Consider the following 24976-nt stretch of genomic DNA (forward strand, 5'->3'; position numbering starts at 1 on the left):
GGCTGCGGTTGTCGGACTCACGTCTGCGACTTCGACCAGGAATTCTTCATCACGACGTAGGTGAACGAAGCTGACCAGCCGATCAGCACGAAGCCGTTCAATGCCTCGATGCCTGAAAGGATTCGCAACCCGCCATGCGGGTAGACATCGCCGACGCCGAGCGTCGTGAAACTCATCAGGGACAGGTAGAAGGCATCGAGCGCGGTACCTTCGGTCTTGCCATGAATGCCGCCGAGGGCCGGACCGGCAATCCAGTAGACCAGCGCGTAGAGAAGGACCGTGGTCAGGTGAGCCAGGAGAACGCCGCCCATGCCAAGAATGACCCGTGCAAAACTGTCTTCCGGTCGCCGTTGCAGTGCCCGTGTCGTAACGCCAAGGATCTTGTAGTGACCGAATACGGCGATACCCGTCAGGGCGAAGGCGAGTACGCAAGCAGCGAGCAACGACACGGAATAGTCCACCGTTTCCTCCTCAGCGACTGAACGAAACGAATGCAAGGCGCCAGGATCGATCAGGGTCGCCGGGCCACAATTTCTCCAGATCGACTTCGCTGGCGGGCGGCGGTGCGCCTTCTATTTCGGCAAAGATATAGCGTCCGGCTTCACGAAGCCGGACATCGGCTCCGGGAAACCGTTCATGCAGGCGGGCATGCAGTTGCACGGCTTCGGGATCAATTCCGGCTTTACCCAGCATCCGGGGTTCGCCATCGAGGAGTTCGGCGGTCGCGATTTTCAGCGCATTGTATCCATCATGTACGATGTCCAGCGCGATGAGCAGGGCAGCCGCTGAATCCGCCCACCACAGGCCAAAGCCGACACCGGCTATCCCGACCACCGCGGCCATGCCGGTCATCCAGTCCGCCTTCTGCATGAGCGCGTCGGTATACAGCACCTTGTCCGAGAGCTTTCTGGCAACCGGCTGCTTGATCCGCCCGATGATGATGGGCGGAATGACGGAATAGACGAGAACCGCGATCATCAACCAGCCGAGCCATATCGGGGTGCCGAGAATTTCGACCGGCCCGATTGTCGGATGCTCTGCGGCGAACAGTTTCGAGCCGGAGTCGTAGACGAGATAGAGGCCCATGCCAACCAGCGCCGTAGCCGAGATGAGGAACGCCAGGCTGTTGACGCGGTCAAACCCGAAGGGGAAGTATTTCGTCGGCTGCTTGCGCTCGTAATGGACCGATACGAGGAAGACGATGGCGGGGACGAGCCCGAGCGTATCCTCCACCCATGCCGATTTCATGGCCTGGCTCGATCCGAGCACAACCGCCATGATCCCGATGATCGACAATTGCCAGCCTATCGTCCACCATTCCAGCCTGATCGCATATTCGAGGTCAGGGCGTATCTTTTCAGGAGTCCGGCTCATGAGCGGGCACTTGCGAATGATCTTTCAACGAACATGTACCAGCGGTTTTCCCCTTGTCGCAGTGCGCCGCGAAGGACCGGCATGTCCTTGCGTGGATCCCCGGCCATGGGCGACGAGGTCAGGATCACGCGCTTTGACCATGGTGAATTGCCGGCAAAATCCCCGACGACGATATCGAGTTCGCCATGCTCGAGCTTCCGCATCAGGTTTTCCGCAGTTCCTTTCGTGAGCGATGGTTGGGCTTCGATATCCCGGGCCAGCGCCTCGATGGCGTGGCGCGCGCCCGCACCCTGATCCGAACCGGCAACCAGACCTGAACGCAGTATTCCTGTTTCAACGACAGTACGCGTGGTGCCTTCGGCATCCATGGGATAGTTGCAGCCAGACACTGCGAGGAAAGACACGAGCAGGCCGACAAGTGATGCGCGTGATCGTATTGCCATGAGAAAACGTCCCGTTCTTTCTCGACTTCAGCCGTTCAACGGCGAAAAACGAGGCAGGTTCCGGCTCTCTTTCCTGTTGCTTGGCGCTGCCAGACAAGGGCATGAAGAATGCCACGATGGCTGCTACCGCCATTCGCACGATTGCTGTTCGAGCTTCCGGATGGGGTCAGGACGTTCCCGCCGTCCCTGTTTTCGGTGACCTTGGCCGGACGAAGACCGAGGAAACGTCCGGGACATGCTCGCGAATACTCGCTTCGATCCGCGCAACGCAGGTTTCGAGTTCCGGCGTAGCCAGGTTATCGGCGAACTCCACATCGATGGCGGCCACGATATCCTCTGGTCCGAGTTGGACAGTCAGCACTTCAACCACGCCCACGACGTCACGATCCGCATCTGCGATTTCGCGTATGCGACGTCTGACGGACGGCAATGCCTGCTCGCCGATGAGAAGCCCCTTGCTCTCGATGGCAAGAAAGATGGCAGTTGCGGCCAGAACCATGCCGATGCCGATGGAGCCGACCCCATCCAGGACGGGCATCTCGAGAAGATGGGCTGCCGAGATCGCCGTGAATGCGATCAAAAGCCCGAGAAGGGCTGCGGAATCTTCAAAAAGGACTGTAAAGACCGTTGGATCCTTGCTGCGCCGGACAGCAGCTATATAGCCGTGCCGGCCTTTTTCCCGCCGGAAATGCCGCAAGGCAAAGAACCAGGCCACGCCTTCGAAGATCATCGACAGGCCTATGACGATGTAGTTCACACCGATATTTTCGGCCGGAACCGGGTGGCTGATATGAACGATGCCTTCATAGAACGAGACGCCCGCCCCGACAGCGAAAACCAGAAGCGCTACGATGAAGCTCCAGAAATAGACCTCCCGGCCGTATCCCAGAGGGTGGGCTTCATCCGGCGGCTGCGCGGATTTCCGCAATCCATGCAGCATCAGGAGTTGATTGCCGGTATCGACAACCGAATGGACCCCTTCGCTCAGCATGGCTGAACTGCCGGTAAAAAACGCTGCGGCAAACTTTGTCGCAGCGATCAGGGCGTTGCCGGTCAGGGCGGCGTAAATGACCAATCTCGATCCGCCTTGCGCGGCCACTTTTCCCTCCGGGGTTCAGGCAAAGGCGTCTAGGGAACCGATTGCCACCCTGAATGTTCCTGTCGGTTCGGAAACCACGACGCATTGTGCGACAGGTGCTGATCGTGGTCTTCGCCAAAATCGCGCTGGTCATCCCGCAGGCCATGTCCAGCCTTGAGAAGGCGTGAAACGCAAAAGGCATGATATCGGGAAAACGTGACAGCCGGAAGGTTCATTTCCGGAACAGGCGCGTGCGGTCGAACATCTCTTCAAGCGCTTCCAGCCGCTGCCTGGCTTCCGGCCACCCCCTTTCCTGAACATCGGCCAGGATGATTTCACACAACAGCATGATCACCACGCCGGAATCCCAGGAGGAGGGAACCGCGATGTGATTGCTGAATGTGATGCCGGCGATCTGGGCGATCGGCGACGACCACTGGTCGGTCAGCAGGACGATCCGGGCCTTGCGTTCCGCCGCTGCCTCGGCAAGGCGCAGTGTCGAATTCTCGTAGCGGCGTATGTCGAAGATCACCACGACATCGCCTTCCTCCAGATCAAGCAGGTAGTGCGGCCAGGCGTTGGAATTCGAGGTGATCAGTGTCACCCTTTCGCGCAGTACCTGCAAATGCAGGAAGAAATAGTCGGCCATGGTGCGGGTAATGCGTCCGCCAACGATGAAGACCTTGCGTTTCCGGTCGGAAAGCAGCCTGCATGCCTCGTCGAAGTCCTTCATGTCGATCCCGGCCAGGGATTCTCCGATATTGTCGATCACGGCCTTGGTGAAGCGGTTCACGATATGCGCATCGGGCGCGTCATCCACCCAGTTTTGCCGCTTTGTCAGCGGGCTCGAAATCTTCTGGTCCAGTTCCTCGCGCAACGCCTGCTGAAACTGGGGATAGCCCTGAAAGCCGAGCTTCTGGACCAGCCGCGCCACGGTCGGGGTGGAGACGCCGGCCGTCTGGGCGAGGGCGGTGATCGTGCCAAGCCCGGAAACCGGGTAGTTCTTCAGGATGACATGGCTCAGTTGCAATTCCGAACTGGTGAGCGCCTGCGCCCGTTCCTTCAGCAGTTCCTGGATGGTCCTGGCTCCCAAATCCGGGTCTCCCGCCTTGCCTGCGGCCGCTGGTGCGGCCTTTTTCGTCACGGTGCTCAAATATCATACACCATGTCCGGGTCTGAAGAAAAATTTTCAGCAGACGATTGACACCGAACCGGGCGTTGATGAACACTTCAGGCCTGAATGGGGGGCCGCAGGGTGGTGTCAGTCGAAGACGATACGGACGCAGTTGCGGAAGTGGTGAACCCCGGCGGTTCCAGCGCGGTGGTTCTCGTCTGCGAACATGCCAGCAATGCCATTCCGCCGCGCTTCGGGCGGCTTGGCGTTTCCGACGAGACGGTCACCAGCCATGTGGCGTGGGATCCGGGCGCGGACGCGATCGCGCGATCCATGGCAGGCATTCTTGACGCCGTCCTCGTACGAAGCAGATTTTCGAGACTGGTCTATGACTGCAACCGGCCGCCCGAGGCGGCCGATGCCATTCCGGAGAAAAGCGAGCGCTTTGAAATTCCGGGGAACAGGGGATTGCGGGAATTCGAGCGGGCAGCGCGCGCGCGGGAGTTCTACCTGCCGTTCAGGTCCCTGCTGCAACGGACGCTCCAGTCGCGGACGCCGGCGCCGGTCCTCGTCACCATCCACACATTCACGCCGGTCTATTTCGGCGAACGGCGCGCGGTGGAGATCGGCATCCTTCACGATCAGGACCCACGCCTTGCCGACGCGGTTCTCGCTATCGCTTCAGGATACGACATCCGGCGCAACGAGCCCTACGGGCCTGCCGATGGCGTCACCCATACCCTGCGCGAACACGGGCTGGCGAACGGCTATCCCAATGTCATGATCGAGGTGCGCAACGATCTCGCCGCCACGCCGGAGCAATGCGAGGCAATGGCCCGGACGCTGGCCGGCTGGATCGAACACGCACGCGCCCTGCTGGATGGCGGCAAGACCGGAGACCTGCGCGCATGAACTTCCTGCGAACCATTTCCTTCGCGGATGCCATCAACCACCGGGTCGGGCGGGTCGTCATGTATGGCATCTTCGTGATGATGGCCGTGCTGATGTGGTCGACGATTTCCAAGTTCGGCGACCAGCCCTCGCTGTGGACGCTGGAAGTCGCGCAGTTCGCCATGATCGCCTATTTCTTCCTGGGCGGACCCTATGCCGTGCAGATGGGGTCGCATGTGCGCATGGACCTCTTCTACGAGAACTGGTCGGCGAAGCGCAAAGCCGCCGTCGACATGGTCACCGTGCTGTGCCTCCTCACCTACCTTGCGGTCATGCTGTGGGGCGGGATCAGCTCCACGGCCTATTCGCTGGGCTATTTCGGCAGCGATCCGTTCAGCTTCTTTGCCGGACTGTTCACCGGTAGCGAGGACATCGGAACGCTGGAACGCAGCCGCACCATCTGGCGGCCCTATCTCTGGCCCATCAAGGCCGTCATGTGCGCCGGCCTGCTGCTCATGCTGCTGCAGGCGCTGTCCGAACTGGCCAAGGACATTCTCGTCCTGCGCGGCGAAGAGGCCTGATGATGTCCTACGAGATGATCGCGCTTTTCATGTTCGCCTCAATGATGGTGCTGCTGTTCACCGGCCAGCGCGTGTTCGGGGCCATCGGCTTCGTGGCGGTGATCGCCGCGCTGGCACTGTGGGGCGACAGGGGCGGGTTCGACATTGCGTTCTCGCAGTCGATCAAGCTGATGCGCTGGTATCCGCTGCTGACCGTGCCGATGTTCGTCTTCATGGGCTATATCCTGTCGGAGAGCCGCATCGCCGACGACCTCTATCGCATGTTCCATGTGTGGATGGGCGGCTTGCGCGGTGGCCTTGCCATCGGCACGATCGGCCTGATGGTGCTGATCTCGGCGATGAACGGGCTTTCGGTCGCTGGCATGGCCATCGGCGCCACCATCGCCCTGCCGGAATTGCTGCGGCGCGGCTATGACAAGCGCATGGTGACCGGCGTGATCCAGGCCGGCTCGTCGCTCGGCATTCTCGTGCCGCCCTCCGTGGTGCTGGTTCTCTATGCCATGATCGCGCGCCAGCCGGTCGGCCAGCTATGGCTCGCCGGCATGATCCCCGGCCTGATGATGGCTGGCATGTTCGTCCTCTACATCGCGATCCGCTGCCGGCTGAACCCGAAGCTCGGCCCGGTGCTTCCGGCGGCGGACCGCGACATTCCGAAGCGGGAGAAATACCGCCTGCTGCTGGCTGGCCTGCTGCCGCTGGCGATTTTCTTCGCGATGATGATCCCCTTCGTCTCTGGCTGGACCTCACTGGTGGAAAGCTCCGCGATCGGCGCCATCGTCGCCTTTGCCGCCGCCGTTCTCAAGGGGCGCATGACCTGGCGGGTGTTCGAGACCTCTGTCCGCAATACGCTCGGCATCACCTGCATGTTCATGTGGATCATCCTGGCCGCGCTTGCCTTCGGCGCGGTGTTCGACGGGCTGGGCGCGGTCAAGGCCATCGAGAGCCTGTTCACCGAGAAGCTCGGCCTGTCGCCCTGGATGATCCTCATCCTGATGCAGTTGAGTTTCATCCTGATGGGGACGTTCCTCGACGACACGGCCATGCTGGTGATCGTCGCGCCGCTTTACATTCCGCTGGTCGGTGTGCTGGGCTTCGATCTCGTCTGGTACGGCGTACTGTATACCATCACCACCCAGATCGCCTACATGACCCCGCCCTTCGGATACAACCTGTTCCTGATGCGGGCCATGGCGCCGCCGGAGATCAACCTGCGCGACATCTACCGCTCCATCGTGCCGTTCGTCGCCGTGATGGCGGCCGCGCTGGCCCTGATCATGATCTTCCCGCGGATCGCCCTGTGGCTGCCGCATCTCGTCTACGCAAGTTAAACGCCGCCAAGAAGCGCAACTGTAACTGTCGAGTGAATGAAAAGGAGAAACCATCATGACCACGAGACGTTCGTTCATCAAAGGCGCGGCGATTGCGGCACCGGCCGCGGCACTCGCAACGCCGTCGCTTGCGCAATCGACCATCAAATGGCGCATGCAGACCTATGCCGGCCCGGCGCTTGCCGAGCACGTCGTCAAGCCGGCAATCGACACCTTCAACAAGATCGCCGGCGACCGGATGCAGATCGAACTGTTCACCGCCGACCAGCTCGTGCCGACGGGCGAACTGTTCCAGGCGATGCAGCGCGGAACCATCGACGCGGTGCAGTCGGACGACGATTCCATGGCCTCGCCGACGGAAGTCACCGTGTTCGGCGGCTATTTCCCCTTCGGATCGCGCTACTCGCTCGATGTGCCCGTGCTGTTCAACCAGTATGGCCTGAAGGAAATCTGGGACGCCGAATATGCCAAAGTCGGCGTCAAGCACATCTCGGCAGGTTCCTGGGATCCGTGCCACTTCGCCACCAAGGATCCGATCAATTCGCTTGCGGATCTCAAGGGCAAGCGGGTCTTCACCTTCCCCACGGCCGGCCGCTTCCTGGCGCAGTTCGGCGTGGTGCCCGTCACCTTGCCCTGGGAGGACATCGAGGTGGCCGTGCAGACCGGCGAACTGGACGGCATCGCCTGGTCGGGCATCACGGAGGACTACACCGTCGGCTGGGCGGACGTGACCAACTACTTCCTGACCAACAACATCTCGGGCGCCTGGATCGGCCATTTCTTCGCCAACATGGAGCGCTGGAACGAACTGCCGGAAGACCTGAAGGCGCTGCTGATGGTGTGCATGGAACAGAGCCACTACTATCGCCAGTGGTGGTACTGGGGTGGCGAGGCAAACCTGCGCGTCAACGGGACCAAGATGCAGCTGACCTCGATCCCGGATGCCGAATGGGCGACGGTGGAAGAGGCCGCCGTCAAGTTCTGGGACGAGATCGCCGCGGAATCGGAAACCAAGGCGAAGATCGTCGAGATCTTCCGCAAGTACAATTCCGACATGCAGAAGGCCGGCCGTCCCTATCGCTACACCTGACACCGGATCTGATCACCGGCCCGGGCGCGTCTTGCGCCCGGTCCTTTTTCAATCGGGGGAGACATCTGCATGGCAGGAACGTTGAGTTTCGAGGAACTGAAGAATCGGGCGTCGGACGGTTCGATCGACACCGTTCTGGTCTGCATGGTCGACATGCAGGGCCGCCTCATGGGCAAGCGCTTTCATGTCTCGAACTTCATCGAGAGCGGCCATGAGGAAACCCATTGCTGCAACTACCTTCTGGCGACCGATATCGAAATGGCCACGCCGGACGGCTATGCCTCGACCTCGTGGGAAAAGGGCTATGGCGACTACGTCATGAAGCCGGATCTGGCGACCCTGCGGCCGCTGCCATGGCTCGAAGGCACCGCCATGGTGATCTGCGACCTGATCGACCACCACACCCATGAACCGGTGCCCCATTCGCCCCGCCAGATCCTCAAGACACAGGTCGAGCGCGCGGCGCGCATGGGCTTCACGCCCATGATGGCGACCGAACTGGAGTTCTTCCTGTTCGAGAAGAGCTTCGACGAGGTCCGCAAGTCCGGCTTCCGCGATCTCGCGCCGCTTGCCGGCTACAATGCCGATTATGCCATCCAGCTTTCCACCAAGGACGAGCACGTGATGCGCCCGGTGCGCAACATGCTGGTGGCCGCCGGCGTTCCGGTCGAGAATTCCAAGGGCGAGGCCGAGGCCGGTCAGGAAGAACTCAACATCCGCTATGCCGATGCCCTGCTTGCCGCCGACCACCACACGATCGCCAAGCAGGCGGTGAAGGAAATCGCCATGCAGAAGGGGCATTCGGCCACCTTCGTCTCCAAGTGGCACCACAACCGCGTCGGCAGCGCGGCGCATATCCACCAGTCGCTGGCGGGCCCGGACGGGCCTGCCTTCCATGATCCGGACGCGGAACTGTCCATGTCCGCGACCATGAAGGCCTATGTGGCGGGATTGCTGAAATATTCTGCCGAGATGACGGTCTTCCTGGCGCCCTATATCAACAGCTACAAGCGGTTCCTGCCGGGCACCTTCGCGCCGACAAAGATCGCCTGGAGCATCGACAACCGCACGGCGGGCTACCGGCTCGTCGGCGACGGCACGAAGGGTGTGCGCATCGAATGCCGTATTCCCGGCTCCGACATCAATCCCTACCTTGCCTGCGCCGCCCAGCTTGCCGCCGGCCTCTCGGGCATCGAGGAAGGGCTTTCCCTTGACGGACCGGTGACCGGCGATGTCTACGCCATGGAGCATGTGCCCTCGATTCCGCACACGCTGCGCGATGCGACGGAAGCCCTGCGGGGCTCGGCCATGCTGCGCAGGACGATGGGCGACCAGGTCGTGGACCACTATTGCCGTGCCGCGGAAGTCGAACAGGAAGCCTTCGACGCCGTGGTGACGGATTGGGAAATTGCCAGGGGATTTGAAAGGGCCTGAAGCAAGATGAGCCGCGTTGAACTGATTTCGCCGATCGACGGATCGGTCTACCTGACACGCGATGTGATGGGGCGCGAGGAGGCGTTGGCGGCGGCTGCGCGCTCGCGCGCGGCGCAACCGGCCTGGGCAGCCCGGCCGCTGGAGGAGCGCATAGCCCTCGTTCGCAAGGCAGGCGCCATCGTGGGCGAGACAACCGCGCGCATGGCCGTGGAGCTTGCTCACCAGATGGGACGGCCGGTGCGCTATGGCGGCGAGTTCGGCGGTTTCATCGAACGGGTGACCTACATGGCCGACATTGCCGGCGAGCATCTTGCGCCGGTGGTGATCGAGGACAGCGCTGCTTTCCGCCGCCAGATCAAGCGCGTTCCCTGGGGGGTGGCCCTTGTCGTCGCACCGTGGAACTACCCCTACATGACCGCGATCAATACCATCGCGCCGGCGCTGATCGCGGGCAATACCATCATCCTGAAGCATGCCGCGCAGACGCTTCAGGTTGGTGAGAGGCTGGCCGAAGCCTTCCATGAGGCCGGTGTTCCCGCCGACGTGTTCCAGACTATCATCATCGATCACGACACGACCGCCGCGCTGATTTCCGGCCGGCATGTCGATTTCGTGAATTTCACCGGCTCGGTGGCCGGCGGGCAGGCCATGGAACGGGCCGCGGCGGGCACCTTCATTCCGGTTTCCACGGAACTGGGCGGCAAGGATCCCGGCTATGTGCGCGCCGACGCGGATGTGGATGCCGCGGTGGATACGCTGATGGACGGGGCTATCTTCAATTCCGGGCAATGCTGCTGCGGCATCGAGCGCATCTATGTGCATGAAAGCCTGTATGAGGATTTCGTGAGCAAGGCCGTGGCCTGGGCGCGCGGGCAGAAGCTCGGCAATCCGCTCGATCCGGAAACGACGCTCGGCCCCATGGCCAACATCCGCTTTGCCCGCGAAGTGCGCGCGCAGGTGGCAGAGGCGGTGGCCATGGGGGCGGTCGCCCATGTGGACCGCATGAACGCCGACAATGGCGAGAACACCTATGTCACGCCGCAGGTGCTCACCAATGTCACCCATGACATGCGGGTGATGCGGGACGAGACCTTCGGGCCGGTTGTCGGCATCATGCCGGTTTCGGGCGATGACGAGGCCGTCGCCCTGATGAATGACAGCCGCTTCGGGCTCACAGCCTCGATCTGGACGCACGACGCGGGCGCGGCCGAGGCCATCGGCGACCGGCTGGAAACCGGAACCGTCTTCATGAACCGCTGCGACTATCTCGATCCGGCGCTGTGCTGGACAGGCTGCAAGGACACTGGCCGCGGTGCCGGCCTTTCCATGCTTGCCTACCAGGCCCTCACACGACCGAAATCCTATCACTTGAGGAAATCCTGACATGGGTCCGACTGCAAACTGGTCCTATCCTACCGCGATCCGCTTCGGCGCCGGGCGCATATCCGAGATCGTAGATGCATGCCGCGCGGCCGGCATCTCCCGGCCGCTGCTCGTCACCGACCGGGGTCTCGCCAACATGGAGATTACCAAGCGCACGCTCGACCTGGTGGAAGAGGCGGGCATGGCGCGGGCGATCTTCGCCGAGGTGGACCCCAATCCGAATGACACCAATGTGGAAGCCGGACTCAAGGTCTATCGGGAAGGCGGCCATGACGGGGTCATCGCCTTCGGCGGCGGGTCTGGTCTCGATCTGGCCAAGACGCTCGCCTTCATGGCCGGCCAGACGCGGCCGCTCTGGGATTTCGAGGATATCGGCGACTGGTGGACGCGCGCCGATCCTGCCGGCATCCATCCGATTGTCGCCGTGCCGACAACGGCGGGAACCGGATCGGAAGTGGGCCGCGCCTCGGTCATCACCAATTCCGCCACCCGGGAAAAGAAGATCATCTTCCACCCGAAGATGCTGCCTTCTGTGGTGATCTGCGACCCGGAACTGACTGTCGGCATGCCGAAACCCATCACCGCCGGCACGGGACTCGATGCCTTCGCCCATTGCGTGGAAGCCTATTCCAGCCCGCATTATCACCCGATGAGCCAGGGCATCGCGCTGGAGGGCATGCGCCTGGTCAAGGAATACCTGCCGCGCGCCTATGCCGATGGCACCGACATCGAGGCCCGCGCGCACATGATGAGCGCGGCGGCCATGGGCGCGACGGCATTCCAGAAGGGACTCGGTGCGATCCACGCGCTTTCGCATCCCGTCGGCGCCCACCATCACACGCATCACGGCACCACCAATGCGGTCTGCATGCCTGCCGTGCTCCGGTTCAACGCCGATGCTATCCGCGACCGTTTTGACGCGGCGGCGGCCTATCTGGGCATCGAGGGCGGGTTCGATGGCTTCCGCGCTTTCGTCGATGCCTTCAACGACAGCTTCGCCATCCCGAAGACGCTGACAGACCTGGGGGTTAAGAACCCGGACATCGACCGCCTCGTCGCCGACGCCTTGAAAGACCCGTCGACGGGCGGCAATCCGATCGAGATGACCGCCGAGAACACGCGCGCGCTCCTAGAGGCATTGCTCTGACAGGCCATGAGTCCGGCTGGCGCGGCACGATCTCGCCCGTGAGCCGAGACCGGAAACGCGTTCAGCAGGGCCAGGCCAAGGATCACCGGGCCGACGAAGGGTGCGGCTACCGCTGTCAGCGCCGGCCGGCCGGCCGGATGCATGGCCATCGACTCCTGGGAAAGGCCTGCATCCGGGACAAGGCGCAGGAGCGGTTTCTCCGGCCTTGTTTCCCGGAAGAACTGTGCGCGACGGTTCGGTCCTGGACATCGAATGGCTGGAGAAGAGCGACCGGCGCGCGGTCACCGGCGCAAGCCAGGGTTCCGGTTTCGGCACCCGCTTGCTGCACATGACCATTGAAAGCCAGTTGGGCGGCAAGGTCACCCATTGCCTCGGCAAGGACGGTTTGCACTGCACGATGGCGATTTCCTTGTCCAGGGCACGGTAAGCCTCCACCGCTCTCCCATTCAGAGTTGAAGTTTCCGGCACTAATCCCGCAGCGCGACTTGTTTGCCGGGGATCATTGGGCTATGTAAGCACCATCGTCTTTTCGGCCACTCCGGCATGGATCGGCGCTTCGCTATCCTTGGAAGCGCTTCTTGTATTCCAGCTTCGTGTTTGGAACCTCATTCGCCAGGGCCGAGCCGCTCGTCAGGCATGCTGCCTGACATGCAACCCCACGGGGGTCGCTGCGGTCAATCCGGTCCACAGGGCCAGCTTGCAGGCGTCATCGGTGTGCGTTCGCGGTTGCGGATGTGCAAGCAAAGGCACATGAGAACAGGAGAAAAAATGCAGGTAATCGTTCGAGACAACAATGTCGACCAGGCGCTGCGGGTCCTGAAGAAGAAGATGCAGCGCGAAGGTGTCTTCCGCGAGATGAAGGCGCGCCGTTCCTACGAAAAGCCTTCCGAAAAGCGCGCACGCGAAAAGGGCGAGGCCATTCGCCGCAATCGCAAGGCCGCGCGCAAGCTGGCGCAGCGCGAAGGGCTGCTGCCGGGGCCGAAGCGCAAGGCGCGTCCGGGCGGGCGCTGACCTTTCCGGCCGGCAAGCCGTTGGCAGGCGGAAGATCGCAGACGAATGCGATCTTTGCCTGACGCCTTGTTTCAGCCATGTTTATGGGCTACTCACAATTCATCGATCTGCTTGTTGAACTTTGTCTACCGGCGCCTCACGCGCCCGCTGCGATTTTCCTCTTTCAAATCGATCTACCCGGTTGACGCGCACGGTGCGCGGCAAACCACATCCCTATGACTGATTGAAAGGAAATCGTCATGACCGTCGGAACCGTCAAGTTCTTCAACACCACCAAGGGTTTTGGCTTCATCACGCCGGACGATGGCAAGCAGGATGTGTTCGTTCACATCTCCGCCGTCGAGCGCTCCGGCATGACCACGATCTCGGAAGGCCAGAAGGTCAGCTTCGAAGTCGTCCGTGACGCCCGTTCGGGCAAGAACGCGGCTGCGAACCTGCAGGCGCTCTGATCTCTGTAACCGGCTGCCGCCAATGGGCCGGCGCCGTCGCGAGATACCAAACGGGAAGGCCGGGCGTTGCGTCCGGCCTTTTTTCCTGCCTGCGACCCGGCTGCCTGCCGGCCTTGCACACAGTGTTCCGGCATTATGTTCTTCCTCTCCCGGGTGCGGCGGTTGGCCGCAGGGCCGGCACGGGTTATGCTGACCGCACAGCTATGCGATGCGGCGTGTGTCCACACGCGCAAACCGCCCGCCAGTGGCGGCAGATGGCTGATCCGAGGGAGGAAAATCCATGACAATCGACCTGAACATCAACGGCAAGACGATAAGCGTCGACGCGCCGCAGGACATGCCGCTGCTCTGGGCCATTCGCGACATGGCACGGCTGACCGGCACGAAATTCGGCTGCGGCGTGGCATCCTGCGGTGCCTGCACGGTTCACGTGGACGGCGTGCCGGTGCGCTCCTGCCAGACCTTTGTCGGCGATGTGGCCGGCAAGCCGATCACGACGATCGAGGGGCTGTCCGGCCCTGTCGCGGAGGCAGTGCAGGGCGCGTGGCGCGATCTCGACGTGGTGCAATGCGGCTATTGCCAGTCCGGGCAGATCATGCAGGCCGTCGGGCTGTTGAGCGAAAACGCCAAGCCGACGGATGCCGACATCGACGCAGGCATGAGCGGCAATGTCTGCCGCTGCGCCACCTATGTGCGTATTCGCGCCGCCATCCATGAAGCCGCCAACCGGATGGAGGGCTGAGCCATGACCATCAATGCCAATCGCCGCAATTTCCTGAAGGGTACGGCGGCCCTATCCGCCGCGCTCGTCGTGGGTCTGGACACAAGCGGCCTGTGGGCTGCAGCTTCGGACGCCGGCCTCATGCCAAACCCCTTCGTACGCATTGCGCCGGACGGAACCGTGACCGTCATCCTGAAGCATTTTGAAATGGGGCAGGGCACGACCACCGGGCTCGCCACGCTGGTGGCGGAAGAACTGGATGCCGACTGGGCGAAAGTGGTCACCGAATTCGCTCCCGCCGATGCCAGCCGCTATGCCAACAGCGCCTTTGGCATCCAGGGCACGGGCGGGTCCACGGCCATCGCCAATTCCTTCATGCAATATCGCGAAGCGGGCGCGGCGGCAAAATCGCTGCTGATCCAGGCGGCTGCAAGGGAATGGGATGTGCCGGCCGGCGAGATCGCCGTTTCGCAGGGCATCCTCACGCATGGCAACAAGACCGCCGCGTTCGGCGACCTGGTGGGCAAGGTGCCTTCCGATGCCAAGCCGGATGCCAGGCTGAAGTCGCCCGACCAGTTCGTGCTGATCGGCAAGGACCATCTGCCGCGCAAGGATACGCCGGCCAAGACGAACGGCACGGCGACATTCGCCATCGACGTCGTGCCGGAGGGCACGGTTTATGCCGTCGTGCTGCATCCGCCGAAATTCGGCGGCACTGTCAAATCGGTCGATGACACGGAAGCCCGCAAGGTGCCCGGTGTCGTGGATGTCCGCCAGGTGCCAACCGGTGTTGCCGTCTATGCGGCGCATACCTGGGCGGCGATCAAGGGCCGCGAGGCGCTCAACGTCGAATGGGATTTCTCAAAGGCCGAAACCCGCTCGTCCGATGCGATGGAAGCGGACTATGCCAAGGCGCTCGACGGGGAAGGCCTGGTGGCGCGCAATGACGGCGATGCCGCCGGCACGCTGGCCGCGGCCGACAAGACCATCGAGGCGGAATTCCACTTTCCTTTCCTCGCCCATGCGCCGATGGAGCCGCAGAACTGCGTCGTTCAGATCGCGGATGGCAAGGCGACGCTGTGGGACGGAAACCAGTTCCAGACCGTGACGCAGGGCGCTGTCGGTGCGATTTCGGGCGTGGGCGCCGAAAACACGGCGATCCATACCGTCTATGCCGGTGGCTCGTTCGGGCGACGCGCCAATTTCAATGCCGATTACCAGGCTGAAGCGACCATGGTTGCCGCGGCCCTGGGCAATGGCAAGCCGGTCAAGCTGGTCTGGACACGCGAGGACGACATCCGCGGCGGCTATTACCGGCCGATGACCAAGCACCGCATCCGCGCCGGGATCGACAAGGACGGAAAGGTGGTGGCCTGGCATTCGAGCCTGGCCAACAAGTCGATCTTCACCGGAACGCCGATGGAGCCGGCGGTCGTGCACAATGGTGTCGATCACTTCTCGGTCGAGGGGGCGTCGGACACCGCCTATGCCATTCCCAATCTCCGGGTGGATGTGCGCAACATGGAAACGCCGATGCCGGTGCTTTGGTGGCGCTCGGTGGGGCACAGCCATTCGGGCTATGCGATGGAAGTGGCCATCGACATGCTGGCGGAGGCTGCCGGGCGCGATCCGGTTGCCTTGCGCGAGGAATTGCTGGCCAATGCGCCGCGCCATCTGGGCGTGTTGCGGCTGGTGGCGGACAAGGCGCGCTGGGGCAGCGAGCTGCCGGAGAACTGGGGCAGGGGCGTGGCCGTGCACAAGTCGTTCGATTCCTATGTGGCGGAAGTCGCGGAGGTTTCCGTGACCGATGGCAAGGTGAAGCTGGAGCGGATCGTGGCGGCCGTCGATGTCGGCGTTGCGGTCAATCCGGATGTCATCCGCGCGCAGGTCGAAGGCGCCATCGGCTACGGCATCGGCCATGTGATGCGCAACAAGATCACGCTGACAGATGGCGTGGTGGACCAGTCGAACTTCCCCGACTACGAGCCGCTCAGGATCAGCGACATGCCGAAGATCGAGGTGCATATCGTGCCCTCGAACGAGGCGCCGACGGGAATTGGCGAGCCGGGACTGCCGCCGGCGGGACCGGCCATCGCCAATGCGATCTTCGCGGCGACCGGCAAGCGCGTCATGCGGCTGCCGATGATCGATGACGGGATCGAGTTCGCCTGAGACGTGACGATGATGGCCGGGGCGGGTTCCTGCCGCGCCCCGGCCACCGGCCTTTCTTCAGGGCTGTGCGGCGACAACGACTTGCGTGGTCCAATCCTCGCATTGCCTGGCGAGCGCGGGCGACAGCGGGCGGTCGGTGAAGAAGGTGTCGATGGCCGCCAGCGAGGCAATGCGCGCGGGCGCGGTGCGCTGGAACTTGGAATGATCGGCCACCAGGAAGGCCTTTCGGGCCTGGCGCAGGATCGACTTGGAGACATTGACCTCCTGGATGTCGAAATCCAGCATGTCGCCATCCTGGTCGATGGCGGAACAGCCGACCACGGCGAGATCGAACTTGAACTGCATGATCGTCTGCGTGGCAAGATCGCCGACAAGGCCGCCGTCGGAACGGCGCAGCGTGCCGCCGGTCACGATCACCTGGCAATCGGGGTTGGTGGCAAGGATGTTGGCCACGTTGATATTGTTGGTCACCACCAGAAGGTTGCGGTGGTGGACCAATTGGCGGGCGACGGCCTCCGTGCTGGTGCCGATGTTGATGAAGACGGAGATGTCCTCCGGAATGCGCGCGGCGCAGGCCTTTGCCATGCGCGCCTTTTCCGCCTCGTTGAGGCCGCGCCGGTCCTCGTAGCCGATATTCGTCGTGCCCGAGGGCAGCATTGCCCCGCCGTGAACCCGCTCCAGCCGCCCGGCATCGGCCAGTTCGCTCAGGTCGCGGCGAATGGTTTGCTGCGTGACGTGAAAATGGTCGGCCAGGCCTTCCACGGTCACGCGGCCGTCGCGGCGCGCGATCTCCAGGATCTCGGTCTGGCGGAAACTCTGTGACATGCCGGCTCCTTCCTGCGCCAGGCGGTCCTGCCCGCTTCGGCTTCCGGAATGTTCGATATTGCGCGCATTTTGTCAAACAGACCATTAAACCGCGGGAAAGAGCGCGGGTTTTCGGCGCTTTCTGGATATTGCGAGTGCGAAAGAGTTTCGTAAAGATCCATGAACCGTTTGAAATCCCGTTTGTTTTCCGGTTTGCGGTGTAAACGAACATTTTTGAAAGCGATATGTTTTCATTTCTGTTTGCATGTGTTACTTAACGGGCCTTGGAGGACATCACCGGGAGGATCCATTGTCCAAGGGGCCGGAACATCATTCGGCATTCGATCTCCTTGTCATCGGCGGCGGGATCAATGGTTGCGGGATTGCACGGGATGCGGCCGGGCGAGGGTTGTCGGTCGCTCTGGCGGAAATGAATGATCTGGCCTGGGCCACATCCTCGGCTTCCACGAAGCTGTTCCATGGCGGGTTGCGCTACCTTGAATATTTCGAGGTCAGGCTGGTTCGCGAGGCGCTGATCGAGCGGGAGGTCCTGTTGCGGGCCATGCCGCACATATCCTGGCCGATGCGCTTCGTGCTGCCCTATCACGCGGGCATGCGTTTTGATTCCGAGACGCCGGCGTCGCGGCTGCTGAACACGGTGATGCCCTGGATGAAGGGGCGCCGTCCGGCGTGGATGATCCGGCTCGGCCTGTTCATGTACGATCACCTGGGCGGGCGCAAGATCCTGCCGGGAACCAGCACCCTGGACCTCGATGGCGCGCCCGAAGGCGCGCCGTTGAAGGAGGAATTTCACAAGGCCTTCGAATATTCCGATTGCTGGGTGGAGGATTCCCGCCTGGTCGTGCTCAATGCACGCGATGCGCAGGCGCGCGGCGCGCAAATCCTGGTGCGTACGAAGGTGATTGCCGCGGACCGGGACAAGGCGGGGTGGACGGTCACGCTCGAGGATCAGATGAGCGGCGAGCGGCGACAGGTGCGCGCGCGCATGCTCGTCAATGCCGGCGGGCCCTGGGTCGGCGACATCATCGCCACGAAAACCCGGCTGAACTCGTCTGAAGGCGTGCGGCTGGTGCGCGGCAGCCATATCGTCACGCGCAAGCTCTATGACCACGACAAGTGCTATTTTTTCCAGGGGCGTGACGGGCGCATCATCTTCGCCATTCCCTATGAGCGGGATTTCACTCTGATCGGCACGACTGACAAGGAGCACGACGATCCGTCGGTGAAACCTGTCTGCACGCCGGAGGAGCGCGACTATCTGTGCGCGTTCGCTTCCGAATATTTCCGGACACCGGTGACAATCGACGACATCGTCTGGGCCTATTCCGGCGTTCGTCCGCTTTATGACGACGGCGCGTCCTCGGCAACGGCGGCAACGCGCGACTATACGCTGAAGGTGGATGACGAGGCCGGCGCGCCCATTCTCAACATCTTCGGCGGCAAGATCACCACCTACCGCCGGCTGGCCGAAAGCGCGATGGAGCGCATCGCCCCCTATTTTTCCGGGCTGTCCGGTGCCTGGACGGCAGGCGTTCCGCTGCCTGGCGGCGACTTCCCTGTCGACGGCGTGAACGCGCTGACCGACAAGCTGGCGCAGGCCTATCCGTTCCTTGCTGCCGAGCAGGTAACGCGCCTGGTCCGGGCCTATGGCACGGAAGCCTTTGCCGTGCTGGGGGACGCGAAGACGCAGGATGACCTGGGTGCCGCTTTCGGGGCAGGCTTGAGCGAGCGCGAGGCGGCCTGGCTGATGGACCGGGAATTCGCGCGGACGGCAGAGGACATCGTCTGGCGGCGCAGCAAGCTTGGCCTTCGCATGGCAGCAGACGACATCGAGGCGCTGGACCGCTGGATGGAGGCGCGGCGGGAAGCCGGCGCCTCGGCGGCGGCGGAATAGGCGCGGGAGGAGCAGGCTGAATGACACTGGTACTCGACAGGGTCTCGAAACAGGTGGGGCGCCAGACGCATATCCATCCCACGACCCTCGAATTGCAGAACGGCACGATGAACGTGCTGCTTGGCCCGACGCTTTCGGGCAAGACGTCGCTGATGCGGCTGATGGCAGGGCTGGACCGGCCGTCGACGGGGCGCATCCTCTGGAACGGCGCGGATGTCACCGGCATGCGGGTGCAGGACCGCGCCGTCGCCATGGTCTACCAGCAATTCATCAATTACCCGTCAATGTCTGTCTATGACAACATCGCCAGTCCGTTGCGGCTGATGGGCAAGAGTGGCGGCGAGATCGACGCGGCGGTTCGCAAGACCGCCGACATGATGAAGCTCACGCCGATGCTGGCGCGCAAGCCGCTGGAACTGTCCGGCGGGCAGCAGCAGCGCTGCGCGCTTGCCCGCGCGCTGGTGAAGAATGCCGGGCTCGTGCTGCTCGACGAACCCTTGGCCAATCTCGACTACAAGCTGCGCGAGGAATTGCGCGTCGAGATTCCGAAAATCTTCGAGGAAGCCGGGTCCATCTTCGTCTATGCGACGACGGAACCGGAAGAGGCGTTGCTTCTGGGCGGCAACACGGCCACGCTGTGGGAAGGCCGCGTCACGCAGTTCGGCCGCACGCCGGAGGTCTACCGCAAGCCGGTGGATGCGACCACGGCGCGGGTCTTTTCCGATCCGCCGATGAACTTCCTGCCGATCTCCAAGACCGGAAACCGGCTGCTTTTCGGCGACGGCCAATCCGTGCCGGCGGCCGGCAAGCTGACGGAGCTTTCCGACGGTCGCTATGTGGCCGGTTTCCGGCCCAATCACCTGGAGGTGAAGCATCATACGGCCGAGGCCATGAAGTTCACTGCCACGCTGGCGATCACCGAGATCACCGGGTCGGAGACCTTCGTCCATCTCGACCATCACGGGCAACGTTGGGTGGGCCTGATCCATGGCGTCCACGATCTGGCCATCGGCGCGCCGCTCGATGTCTGGCTCGACCCGGCGCACGTCTACATCTTTGCCGAGGACGGCCAGCTCGTCGTTCCCGCGGCCTATGCGGTTGCCGCGTGAGGGGAGGGCGCAATGGCACAGATCACGCTTGAAAACCTGGCGCATTCCTATCTTCCAAACCCGCAGGGCGAGGACGATTGGGCGCTGAAGGCGATGAACCATGTCTGGACCGACGGTGAGGCCTATGCGCTGCTCGGCTCGTCGGGCTGCGGCAAGACCACGCTGCTCAACATCATTTCCGGCCTGCTGACGCCCAGCCAGGGGCGGATCCTGTTCGACGGACAGGATGTGACGCATGCGCCGACAGCGGCCCGCAACATCGCGCAGGTGTTCCAGTTCCCGGTCGTCTACGACACGATGACGGTGCGCCAGAACCTCGCCTTTCCGCTGAAGAACCGGGGCGCGGACCCGGCCACCATTGCCGCGCGCGTTCAGGAGATCGCGCAGATGATCGGCATGGAAGCCGAACTGGACCGCAAGGCACGCGGGCTGACCGCCGATGCCAAGCAGAAGATCAGCCTGGGGCGCGGCATGGTGCGCGAGGACGTCAACGCGCTGCTGTTCGACGAGCCGCTGACGGTCATCGATCCGCACATGAAATGGGAATTGCGCACGCAGCTCAAGAGCCTGCACCGGCAATTCGGTCATACGATGATCTACGTGACGCATGACCAGACGGAGGCGCTGACCTTCGCCGACAAGGTCGTGGTGATGTATGACGGGCGCGTCGTGCAGATCGGCACGCCGGAAGAGCTTTTCGAGACGCCCGAACACACGTTTGTCGGCTTCTTCATCGGATCTCCGGGCATGAACATCATTCCGGCGCGGGTGGAAGGGCGCATGGCGCATGTCAATGGCGCGGCCGTGCCGCTTGCCCGCGGCTACGGTCCGTTGTCCGGTGAGGTGGTGATCGGCGTGCGCCCCGAACATGCCCGGCTGTCGGCCAGCGACGGCCTGCCGGTGCGCATCCGCCGGGTGGAGGATGTCGGCCGCCACCGAATCGTGCGGGCGGAATTTTTCGGCAGCGACATCAACATCATCGCCCGTGAGGACGAGGCGATCGGCGCGGACATGACGCGTGTCGTCTTCCAGCCCGACAAGGTCAACGTGTATGCCGATGACTGGCGCGTGAAGGGGGAGGCCGCCTGATGGAAAAGACCGTCAACCAGAAAGCCTGGTTCCTCGTCCTGCCCGTGCTGGTACTGGTCGCCTTTTCCGCCGTCATCCCGCTGATGACCGTGGTCAACTATTCGGTCCAGGACACGTTCGGCAACAACCAGTTCTTCTGGGCCGGATTGGAATGGTTCGACGAGATGCTGCATTCGGAGCGCATGTGGGATGCGCTCGGCCGGCAGCTCATGTTCTCGGGCATCATCCTGGCCATCGAGGTGCCCTTGGGTATTTTCGTGGCCCTGCACATGCCCAAGCGCGGCTTCTGGGCTTCGGTCTGCCTCGTTCTGATGGCGCTGCCGCTGCTCATCCCGTGGAACGTGGTCGGCACCATCTGGCAGATCTTCGGCCGCGTCGATATCGGCCTGCTTGGCCACACGCTGGCGCAACTCGGCATTCCCTACAACTACACGCAGGACGTCTTCGCCGCCTGGATCACCGTCGTCGTCATGGATGTCTGGCACTGGACCTCGCTGGTGGCGCTACTGGCCTATGCCGGCCTGCAATCGATCCCCGACGCCTATTACCAGGCCGCCAAGATCGACCAGGCAAGCCGCTGGAGCGTGTTCCGCTACATCGAACTGCCGAAGATGCAGGGCGTGCTGATGATCGCCATCCTGCTGCGCTTCATGGACAGTTTCATGATCTATACCGAGCCGTTCGTCGTGACCGGCGGCGGGCCGGGCAATGCCACGACCTTCCTGTCGATCGACCTCGTCAAGATGGCGCTTGGCCAGTTCGATCTGGGTCCGGCGGCAGCCTTCTCGATCATGTACTTCCTGGTGATCCTGCTGATCTGCTGGGTGTTCTACACGGTCATGACCAATCTGGACAAAAGGGGGAGCGTGCAATGAGCGACGCGACGATGACAGGTGCGGCGCCGCGCACGCGGTCCCTGCCCAGGATCAACACGTCGGCGCTGGTCATGACAGCGTATATCGTGTTTCTGATGCTGCCGATCTACTGGCTTCTCAACATGAGCCTGAAAACGAACCAGGAGATCCTGTCCACCTTCTCACTCTGGCCGCAAGACATCACGTTCGCCAACTACATGACGATCCTGACGGATTCGTCCTGGTACATGGGCTATGTCAATTCGCTGATCTACGTGGTCATCAACACGGTCATCTCGATCACGGTGGCGCTGCCGGCGGCCTATGCCTTCTCGCGCTATTCCTTCATGGGCGACAAGCACCTGTTCTTCTGGCTGCTGACCAACCGCATGGCGCCGCCGGCGGTGTTCGCGCTGCCCTTCTTCCAGCTCTATTCGTCGGTCGGCCTTTTCGACACGCATATCGCGGTGGCGCTGGCGCATTGCCTGTTCAACGTGCCGCTGGCGGTCTGGATCCTGGAAGGCTTCATGCGCGGCGTGCCGAAGGAAATCGACGAGACCGCCTATATCGACGGTTATTCCTTCGGCCGCTTCTTCACGCGCATCTTCATGCCGCTGATCGCATCCGGCATCGGGGTCACCGCCTTCTTCTGCTTCATGTTCTCGTGGGTTGAACTGCTGCTCAGCCGCACGCTGACCTCGGTCAACGCGAAGCCGATCGCGGCGACCATGACACGCACGGTCTCGGCTTCGGGGCTGGACTGGGGCGTGCTGGCGGCAGCCGGCATCCTGACCATCGTGCCGGGTGCGCTCGTCATCTGGTTTGTTCGCAACTACATCGCCAAGGGCTTTGCCCTGGGGCGCGTCTGACCGGCCACGGGAGGAGACAAAACCATGGACTGGATGGCCTGGACCGTTCCGACCGCGATCTTCTTCGCCGTCATCGCATCGTTGCTCATCACCTTCTCGATCCTGGCGATCCGTTATCCGGAAACGCCTCGCACCGGCATCCTGAAGATCGAGACGACGCGCGGCGACCGCCTCTTCATCACCCTTCTGGGCTCGGCCTTCATCAATCTGGCCTGGCTCGGACTTCTCAGCCAGCCCCAATGGGGCGCGCTGATCGTCTGCCTGGTCTATGCCGCGGCGGTTTTCCGCTGGGTGTGACCGGCCCGACACCCGTTGTCCGGCATGGCACACATGCCGGGCAGCGACGAATGCCCAAGCTTCTTAACCTCGGGAGGATCAAATGAAGCTCAATCTGAAAACGACAACCGCGCTTGCGCTGCTTGCCGGCCTGATGACGGGCCCGGCCTTTGCGGGCATGGACGAAGCGAAGGAATTTCTCGATACCGAGATCGGCGATCTTTCCACCCTTTCGCGCGCCGACCAGGAAGCGGAAATGCAGTGGTTCGTCGATGCCGCCAAGCCGTTCCAGGGCATGGAGATCAAGGTCGTCTCCGAGACGATCACCACGCATGAATACGAATCCAAGGTTCTGGCCCCGGCCTTCACCGCGATCACCGGCATCAAGATCACGCATGACCTGATCGGCGAAGGCGACGTGGTGGAAAAGCTGCAGACGCAGATGCAGTCGGGCGAGAACATCTATGATGCCTATATCAACGATTCCGACCTGATCGGTACGCATTGGCGCTACCAGCAGGCGCGCAACCTGACCGACTGGATGGCCGGCGAGGGCCAGGATGTCACCAATCCGGGCATCGACCTGGACGATTTCATCGGCACAAGCTTCACCACCGGGCCGGATGGAAAGCTCTACCAGCTCCCCGACCAGCAGTTCGCCAACCTCTACTGGTTCCGTTACGACTGGTTCAACGACGAGAAGACGCGCGCCGACTTCAAGGAGAAGTACGGCTACGATCTCGGCGTGCCTGTGAACTGGTCGGCCTATGAGGACATCGCCGAATTCTTCACCGGGCGTGACATGTCCTATGCGGGCGGCCCGTCCAAGGTCTATGGCAACATGGACTACGGCAAGAAGGACCCGTCGCTTGGCTGGCGCTATACCGATGCCTGGATGTCGATGGCCGGCATGGGCGACAAGGGCGAGCCGAACGGCCTGCCGGTCGACGAGTGGGGCATTCGCGTGAATGAAAATTCGCAGCCGGTCGGCTCCTGCGTGGCGCGTGGCGGTGCAACCAATTCGCCGGCGGCCGTCTATGCCGTGACCAAGGCCATCGAATGGCTCGAAAAATACTCGCCGCCGGCAGCCGCTGGCATGACCTTCTCCGAGGCTGGCCCGATCCCGGCGCAGGGCGAGGTTGCCCAGCAGATGTTCTGGTACACTGCCTTCACCGCCGACATGGTCAAGGACGGCCTGCCGGTGATGAACGAGGATGGCACGCCGAAGTGGCGCATGGCCCCCAGCCCGCATGGCGTCTACTGGTCGGAAGGCACCAAGATCGGCTATCAGGATGCCGGTTCCTGGACGCTGATGAAGTCGACCCCGGTGGATCGCGCCAAGGCGGCCTGGCTCTATGCCCAGTTCGTCACCTCCAAGACCGTGGACGTGAAGAAGAGCCATGTCGGCCTGACCTTCATCCGCGAATCGACCATCCAGCACGATTCGTTCACCGAGCGTGCGCCGAAGCTCGGCGGCCTCGTCGAGTTCTACCGTTCGCCGGCCCGTGTGCAGTGGTCGCCGACGGGCACCAACGTGCCGGATTATCCGAAGCTGGCGCAGCTCTGGTGGCAGAACATCGGCGACGCCATGTCCGGCGCCAAGACCCCGCAGGAGGCGCTCGATGCGCTCTGCGCAGCCCAGGAGCGGGTGCTGGAGCGTCTGGAACGTGCCGGCGTCCAGGGCGACCTTGGCCCGAAGATGAACGAGGAGCGTGATCCGGAATACTGGCTGAGCCAGCCGGGTGCGCCGAAGGCCAAGCTCGAGAACGAGGACGAGGAGCCGAAGACGGTTTCCTATGACGAGCTGATCAAGTCCTGGCAGTAACGTCCACAATGACACGACG

Annotated in this window: 25 protein-coding genes; 19 read left to right on the forward strand and 6 right to left on the reverse strand. The window is 62.7% G+C overall.

The genetic code is table 11. The annotated features are described in order from the left end of the window. Nucleotides 1-17 precede the first annotated feature (17 nt). The 5 genes from R3D65_RS10295 to R3D65_RS10315 form a co-directional block, all read right to left on the reverse strand. Nucleotides 18-461 (reverse strand): ion channel, encoded by a 444-nt coding sequence (locus R3D65_RS10295; protein ID WP_371275133.1) that lies wholly within the window; start codon nt 459-461, stop codon nt 18-20. A gap of 10 nt (nt 462-471) precedes the next feature. Continuing rightward, on the reverse strand, nt 472-1374 hold the full coding sequence (locus tag R3D65_RS10300; protein ID WP_371275134.1) for a cation diffusion facilitator family transporter: 903 nt from the start codon (nt 1372-1374) through the stop codon (nt 472-474). After that, a complete protein-coding gene (locus R3D65_RS10305) occupies nt 1371-1742 on the reverse strand; it encodes a hypothetical protein (RefSeq protein ID WP_371275135.1) in 372 nt (123 codons plus the stop codon). The genes R3D65_RS10300 and R3D65_RS10305 overlap by 4 nt, the downstream gene beginning before the upstream one ends. Nucleotides 1743-1983: 241 nt before the next feature. Further along, a complete protein-coding gene (locus R3D65_RS10310) occupies nt 1984-2916 on the reverse strand; it encodes a cation diffusion facilitator family transporter (RefSeq protein WP_371275136.1) in 933 nt (310 codons plus the stop codon). Nucleotides 2917-3127: 211 nt separating this feature from the next. Then, nucleotides 3128-3988 (reverse strand): MurR/RpiR family transcriptional regulator, encoded by an 861-nt coding sequence (locus tag R3D65_RS10315; RefSeq protein ID WP_371275137.1) that lies wholly within the window; start codon nt 3986-3988, stop codon nt 3128-3130. A gap of 162 nt (nt 3989-4150) precedes the next feature. On the opposite strand from R3D65_RS10315, the gene R3D65_RS10320 reads away from it, so the two are divergent. From R3D65_RS10320 to R3D65_RS10375, 12 genes are all read left to right on the forward strand, one after another. Continuing rightward, a complete protein-coding gene (locus tag R3D65_RS10320) occupies nt 4151-4921 on the forward strand; it encodes an N-formylglutamate amidohydrolase (protein ID WP_371275138.1) in 771 nt (256 codons plus the stop codon). Then, the gene (locus R3D65_RS10325) at nt 4918-5481 is read left to right on the forward strand and encodes a TRAP transporter small permease subunit (RefSeq protein ID WP_371275139.1); all 564 of its coding nucleotides are present in this window, start codon (nt 4918-4920) and stop codon (nt 5479-5481) included. The genes R3D65_RS10320 and R3D65_RS10325 overlap by 4 nt, the downstream gene beginning before the upstream one ends. 2 nt (nt 5482-5483) lie before the next feature. After that, nucleotides 5484-6809 carry a TRAP transporter large permease subunit gene (locus tag R3D65_RS10330; protein WP_371275560.1) on the forward strand — a complete coding sequence of 442 codons (1326 nt, stop codon included), beginning with the start codon at nt 5484-5486 and terminating at the stop codon, nt 6807-6809. A gap of 55 nt (nt 6810-6864) precedes the next feature. Next, the gene (locus R3D65_RS10335) at nt 6865-7899 is read left to right on the forward strand and encodes a TRAP transporter substrate-binding protein (RefSeq protein ID WP_371275140.1); all 1035 of its coding nucleotides are present in this window, start codon (nt 6865-6867) and stop codon (nt 7897-7899) included. A gap of 69 nt (nt 7900-7968) precedes the next feature. Continuing rightward, nucleotides 7969-9333 carry a glutamine synthetase family protein gene (locus tag R3D65_RS10340; RefSeq protein ID WP_371275141.1) on the forward strand — a complete coding sequence of 455 codons (1365 nt, stop codon included), beginning with the start codon at nt 7969-7971 and terminating at the stop codon, nt 9331-9333. Nucleotides 9334-9339: 6 nt separating this feature from the next. Next, nucleotides 9340-10716, forward strand: coding sequence for an aldehyde dehydrogenase family protein (locus R3D65_RS10345; RefSeq protein ID WP_371275142.1), 1377 nt, complete (start codon nt 9340-9342; stop codon nt 10714-10716). Nucleotide 10717: 1 nt separating this feature from the next. Continuing rightward, nucleotides 10718-11863, forward strand: a complete 1146-nt coding sequence (locus tag R3D65_RS10350; protein ID WP_371275143.1) for an iron-containing alcohol dehydrogenase — start codon at nt 10718-10720, stop codon at nt 11861-11863. Nucleotides 11864-12086: 223 nt separating this feature from the next. Then, nucleotides 12087-12290 (forward strand): hypothetical protein, encoded by a 204-nt coding sequence (locus R3D65_RS10355; RefSeq protein WP_371275144.1) that lies wholly within the window; start codon nt 12087-12089, stop codon nt 12288-12290. Between the two features lie 341 nt (nt 12291-12631). Then, the gene (rpsU, locus tag R3D65_RS10360) at nt 12632-12874 is read left to right on the forward strand and encodes a 30S ribosomal protein S21 (protein WP_371275145.1); all 243 of its coding nucleotides are present in this window, start codon (nt 12632-12634) and stop codon (nt 12872-12874) included. Nucleotides 12875-13113: 239 nt separating this feature from the next. Next, nucleotides 13114-13323 carry a cold-shock protein gene (locus R3D65_RS10365; protein ID WP_371275146.1) on the forward strand — a complete coding sequence of 70 codons (210 nt, stop codon included), beginning with the start codon at nt 13114-13116 and terminating at the stop codon, nt 13321-13323. A gap of 280 nt (nt 13324-13603) precedes the next feature. Beyond that, nucleotides 13604-14065, forward strand: coding sequence for a (2Fe-2S)-binding protein (locus tag R3D65_RS10370; protein ID WP_371275147.1), 462 nt, complete (start codon nt 13604-13606; stop codon nt 14063-14065). 3 nt (nt 14066-14068) lie between these two features. Then, nucleotides 14069-16216 carry a molybdopterin cofactor-binding domain-containing protein gene (locus tag R3D65_RS10375; protein WP_371275148.1) on the forward strand — a complete coding sequence of 716 codons (2148 nt, stop codon included), beginning with the start codon at nt 14069-14071 and terminating at the stop codon, nt 16214-16216. Nucleotides 16217-16273: 57 nt separating this feature from the next. Here the strand turns inward: R3D65_RS10375 and R3D65_RS10380 are convergent, their stop codons facing one another. Beyond that, nucleotides 16274-17041, reverse strand: a complete 768-nt coding sequence (locus R3D65_RS10380; RefSeq protein WP_371275149.1) for a DeoR/GlpR family DNA-binding transcription regulator — start codon at nt 17039-17041, stop codon at nt 16274-16276. A 289-nt stretch (nt 17042-17330) separates the two neighbouring features. On the opposite strand from R3D65_RS10380, the gene glpD reads away from it, so the two are divergent. The 7 genes from glpD to R3D65_RS10415 all read left to right on the forward strand — a co-directional run bounded on the left by glpD (nt 17331) and on the right by R3D65_RS10415 (nt 24957). Then, nucleotides 17331-18935 carry a glycerol-3-phosphate dehydrogenase gene (gene glpD / locus R3D65_RS10385; protein WP_371275150.1) on the forward strand — a complete coding sequence of 535 codons (1605 nt, stop codon included), beginning with the start codon at nt 17331-17333 and terminating at the stop codon, nt 18933-18935. Between the two features lie 20 nt (nt 18936-18955). Further along, nucleotides 18956-20044 (forward strand): ABC transporter ATP-binding protein, encoded by a 1089-nt coding sequence (locus R3D65_RS10390; protein ID WP_371275151.1) that lies wholly within the window; start codon nt 18956-18958, stop codon nt 20042-20044. Between the two features lie 12 nt (nt 20045-20056). After that, the gene (locus tag R3D65_RS10395; RefSeq protein ID WP_371275152.1) at nt 20057-21133 is read left to right on the forward strand and encodes an ABC transporter ATP-binding protein; all 1077 of its coding nucleotides are present in this window, start codon (nt 20057-20059) and stop codon (nt 21131-21133) included. Next, nucleotides 21133-22008 carry a carbohydrate ABC transporter permease gene (locus R3D65_RS10400; protein WP_371275153.1) on the forward strand — a complete coding sequence of 292 codons (876 nt, stop codon included), beginning with the start codon at nt 21133-21135 and terminating at the stop codon, nt 22006-22008. Before R3D65_RS10395 ends, R3D65_RS10400 begins: the two co-directional genes overlap by 1 nt. An 11-nt stretch (nt 22009-22019) precedes the next feature. Next, on the forward strand, nt 22020-22856 hold the full coding sequence (locus R3D65_RS10405) for a carbohydrate ABC transporter permease (protein ID WP_371275561.1): 837 nt from the start codon (nt 22020-22022) through the stop codon (nt 22854-22856). Nucleotides 22857-22880: 24 nt separating this feature from the next. Beyond that, on the forward strand, nt 22881-23153 hold the full coding sequence (locus tag R3D65_RS10410; protein ID WP_371275154.1) for a DUF2160 domain-containing protein: 273 nt from the start codon (nt 22881-22883) through the stop codon (nt 23151-23153). A gap of 82 nt (nt 23154-23235) precedes the next feature. After that, nucleotides 23236-24957: an ABC transporter substrate-binding protein gene (locus R3D65_RS10415; RefSeq protein WP_371275155.1), complete on the forward strand. Its 1722-nt coding sequence runs from the start codon at nt 23236-23238 to the stop codon at nt 24955-24957. Nucleotides 24958-24976 lie beyond the last annotated feature (19 nt).

It is taken from the genome of Zhengella sp. (assembly GCF_041397485.1).
In the GTDB taxonomy this organism is placed as follows: domain Bacteria; phylum Pseudomonadota; class Alphaproteobacteria; order Rhizobiales; family Rhizobiaceae; genus Zhengella.

Coding starts and splice junctions, on each gene's coding strand:
- R3D65_RS10390 (WP_371275151.1), top strand. CDS start 18,956: ATGACACTGGTACTCGACAGGGTCTCGAAACAGGTGGGGCGCCAGACG.
- R3D65_RS10340 (WP_371275141.1), top strand. CDS start 7,969: ATGGCAGGAACGTTGAGTTTCGAGGAACTGAAGAATCGGGCGTCGGAC.
- R3D65_RS10380 (WP_371275149.1), bottom strand. CDS start 17,041: ATGTCACAGAGTTTCCGCCAGACCGAGATCCTGGAGATCGCGCGCCGC.
- rpsU (WP_371275145.1), top strand. CDS start 12,632: ATGCAGGTAATCGTTCGAGACAACAATGTCGACCAGGCGCTGCGGGTC.
- R3D65_RS10400 (WP_371275153.1), top strand. CDS start 21,133: ATGGAAAAGACCGTCAACCAGAAAGCCTGGTTCCTCGTCCTGCCCGTG.
- R3D65_RS10375 (WP_371275148.1), top strand. CDS start 14,069: ATGACCATCAATGCCAATCGCCGCAATTTCCTGAAGGGTACGGCGGCC.
- R3D65_RS10405 (WP_371275561.1), top strand. CDS start 22,020: ATGACAGGTGCGGCGCCGCGCACGCGGTCCCTGCCCAGGATCAACACG.
- R3D65_RS10335 (WP_371275140.1), top strand. CDS start 6,865: ATGACCACGAGACGTTCGTTCATCAAAGGCGCGGCGATTGCGGCACCG.
- R3D65_RS10365 (WP_371275146.1), top strand. CDS start 13,114: ATGACCGTCGGAACCGTCAAGTTCTTCAACACCACCAAGGGTTTTGGC.
- R3D65_RS10415 (WP_371275155.1), top strand. CDS start 23,236: ATGAAGCTCAATCTGAAAACGACAACCGCGCTTGCGCTGCTTGCCGGC.
- R3D65_RS10370 (WP_371275147.1), top strand. CDS start 13,604: ATGACAATCGACCTGAACATCAACGGCAAGACGATAAGCGTCGACGCG.
- R3D65_RS10410 (WP_371275154.1), top strand. CDS start 22,881: ATGGACTGGATGGCCTGGACCGTTCCGACCGCGATCTTCTTCGCCGTC.
- R3D65_RS10345 (WP_371275142.1), top strand. CDS start 9,340: ATGAGCCGCGTTGAACTGATTTCGCCGATCGACGGATCGGTCTACCTG.
- R3D65_RS10300 (WP_371275134.1), bottom strand. CDS start 1,374: ATGAGCCGGACTCCTGAAAAGATACGCCCTGACCTCGAATATGCGATC.
- R3D65_RS10305 (WP_371275135.1), bottom strand. CDS start 1,742: ATGGATGCCGAAGGCACCACGCGTACTGTCGTTGAAACAGGAATACTG.
- R3D65_RS10330 (WP_371275560.1), top strand. CDS start 5,484: ATGTCCTACGAGATGATCGCGCTTTTCATGTTCGCCTCAATGATGGTG.
- R3D65_RS10350 (WP_371275143.1), top strand. CDS start 10,718: ATGGGTCCGACTGCAAACTGGTCCTATCCTACCGCGATCCGCTTCGGC.
- R3D65_RS10325 (WP_371275139.1), top strand. CDS start 4,918: ATGAACTTCCTGCGAACCATTTCCTTCGCGGATGCCATCAACCACCGG.
- R3D65_RS10395 (WP_371275152.1), top strand. CDS start 20,057: ATGGCACAGATCACGCTTGAAAACCTGGCGCATTCCTATCTTCCAAAC.